General features: G+C 40.0%; 2 protein-coding genes. One reads left to right on the forward strand and one right to left on the reverse strand.

Annotated features, from left to right (window positions below):
* The first annotated feature begins 36 nt into the window (after window positions 1-36).
* Window positions 37-849, forward strand: coding sequence for an HpcH/HpaI aldolase family protein (locus ACRCJ0_RS11485; protein WP_016898002.1), 813 nt, complete (start codon window positions 37-39; stop codon window positions 847-849).
* A 73-nt stretch (window positions 850-922) separates the two neighbouring features.
* Here ACRCJ0_RS11485 and ACRCJ0_RS11490 read toward each other — a convergent pair whose 3' ends face one another.
* Window positions 923-2881 carry an ABC-F family ATP-binding cassette domain-containing protein gene (locus ACRCJ0_RS11490; RefSeq protein ID WP_431390502.1) on the reverse strand — a complete coding sequence of 653 codons (1959 nt, stop codon included), beginning with the start codon at window positions 2879-2881 and terminating at the stop codon, window positions 923-925.
* Between the last annotated feature and the right edge of the window lie 21 nt (window positions 2882-2902).

A 2902-nucleotide genomic window follows, 5' to 3' on the forward strand; every position in this document is an offset into this window, starting at 1 on the left:
TTGAATAGGACTAAAGACGGGAAAAGGATGATATAAATGGAAATGCGCAACCTTGTAAAAGAAAAAATTGCTGAAAAAGGCTATGCTATCGGTGCTTTTGTGGCATCAAGCTCTTCGTTAAATACGGAAATTTTAGGGGTCAATGGCTTCGACTTTGCTATGATTGACTTCGAACATGCTCAAACAAGCTTAGAAACAGCCTTAGACATGGTGCGTGCAGCCGAATTATACGGTACTGCCCCATATGCCCGTGTTTACAATCCTGAAGACGGTCCGATGATGGGTCGAATGTTGGATATCGGTTTGCATGGATTGATGATTCCAATGGTCAATACCAAAGCACAAGCGGAATTCGTGATTCAAAATACTAAAATGCCGCCTATTGGTATCCGCGGTAAAGGGATTGGGCGTGGGCCACTTTGGGGTGCCTATGAAAACTATAACAAGGGTGAAGTAGACGAAAAATCCATGGTCATTGTGCAATGTGAGACCCCAGAAGCGGTTGAAAACGTTGAAGAAATCGTGAGTGTTGAAGGAATTGACTGTGTGTACATCGGTCGTCTTGACCTAGCACATGCCATGGGTGTTGAAGACCCGTCAACAAGTCCAGAACTTGAAGCCAATATTCAAAAAGTCCTTAAAGCATGTAAAGAAGCAGGTAAAATTCCAGGCATCTTTACAGCTAATGCACAAGATGCAATCAACCGAATTGAACAAGGATTCCAATTCGTCACGGTATTGAACGACTTGGCCTTCTTTCGTCAAGCAACCAAAACGAGAATTGATGACGTTCGAAAAGGGGTAGAAGGAGATAAATACCAAGTAGATGATGCGGTATTTTTAAAATAACATCTATTTGGTATAGTTGATAAAAAACAAGGTAAGCCATATTTTCATTAAAGGGCTTACCTTGTTTTTGCTTTTATAAGTTTTCTAATTTCGTTGCAGCTTCTTCCCAAGCGGTTATCACTTGGTCTAAGGCTTTTTCTGCTTCTTGAAGGGATTGATTTAATTCGTTTAATTTCTCAAAATCATCAAGAAATTCAGGTTTTGTCATATCCAATTGGATTTCTTCAATTTTGCCTTCTAAATCAGCCATTGCCTCTTCATGTTGGGTAATTTCACGCTGTAATTTTCGTTGTTCTCTTTGTTTCTCTTTAGATAGTTGAAAAGCCTGCTTCGTCTCGGAAGTGGGTTGAGTAGTTGTTTTTTCTACCTTTTCGTCGTTGTTTTCAGCTGCTAGTAAAGCAAGACGTTCTTCTTCTGACGCTTTTTTAGCCACATAATAATCATAGTCACCAAGATAAAGCGTGGAACCATCAGGATTAATTTCTAAAACAGAGGTAGCAATCCGGTTGATGAAGTACCTATCATGGCTGACAAATAATAGGGTACCATCATATTCGATCAAGGCATTCTCTAATACTTCTTTAGAATCAATATCCAAATGGTTGGTTGGTTCATCGAGAATCAGGAAATTATCATGTTCCAAAGCGAGTTTCGCCAATTCAAGTCGGGCTTTTTCCCCACCAGAAAGTGTTGCTACAGACTTGGTCACATCATTTCCAGTAAATAAGAAGGAGCCAAGAATAGTGCGAACATCTCGTTCCATCATGGATGGATGTTCGTCCCATAACTCGTGAAGTACATCTTTTTTTGAATTTAAATTGCCTAATTCTTGGTCATAGTAACCAATTTGTAAGTGAGCGCCATATTCGATAGTGCCGCGTATAGCTGGAATTTGTTTAATAATTGTTTTGAGTAAGGTTGATTTACCTACACCATTTGGTCCAACAATTGCAATTGCTTCCTGCTTGCGTAGCTGGAATGAGATAGGTTCAGCCAAAACTTTATCTGGACTATACCCGACGGCTAAGTTATTGGTTTGTAAAACATCATTCCCAGAACTTTCAGCAACGGAGAACTGAATGCGTGCGGATTTTTCATCGTTTAATGGCTTTTCAATTTTGGTCATTTTCTCTAATTGCTTACGACGTGACTGTGCCATTTTTGTCGTTGAGGCGCGCACAATATTACGTGCTACATAGTCTTCTAATTTGGCGATCTCTTCTTGCTGCTTTTCGTAAGCTTTCATTTGCATGGTGAGACGCTGTGCCCGTTCTTTCAGGTAGAATGAATAATTCCCTTTATAATAATGGATACCTTGGTGCGCCATTTCATAAGTCTCATTGGTAACGGCATCTAAAAAATACCGGTCATGGGATACGATTAATAAGGCACCAGGATACTTTGGTAGATAGTTTTCAAGCCAAGTCAAAGTCTCGATATCTAGGTGGTTGGTTGGCTCATCTAGAATGAGTAAATCTTTTTTCTCGAGTAGGATTTTCGCTAAAGCAAGACGCGTTCGTTGACCTCCAGAAAGTGTTGAAATCTTACGGCTATAGTCTTCGTCAAAAAATTGGAAACCGTGTAATACCATGCGGATTTCAGATTCATAGCCATAGGCGTTAAAACGAATCAAGTCTTCTTGAAGTTTGTCATAGCGATTGAGCGCAACTTCATATGCCTCTGTATCTTGCATTAGTTCTTCATCTGCTAAGGCAAGCGCAGCGGTTTCTGATTCCTTTATTAATTTGATTACAGGTTCAAATACGGAAACCATTTCTTCATAAATTGTTCGATCACCAGAGACGGCTGTGTGCTGGTCCATATAGGCGATGGTTGTTCCTTTAGTTAAGGAAACTTGACCGTTATCAGGTGCTTGAATGTTGGCCAACATTTTTAATAATGTTGACTTACCGGCACCATTACGGCCAACTAGCGCGATGCGACTGTTGTGTTGGATTGTCATTTGTACGTTTTCAAAAATAACTTCTACGCCATAGCGTCTAGCTAGATTTGAACCTTGTAATATGATCATAGTAGGCATGATCCTTTCATT

It is taken from the genome of Aerococcus sp. L_32 (genome assembly GCF_050689315.1).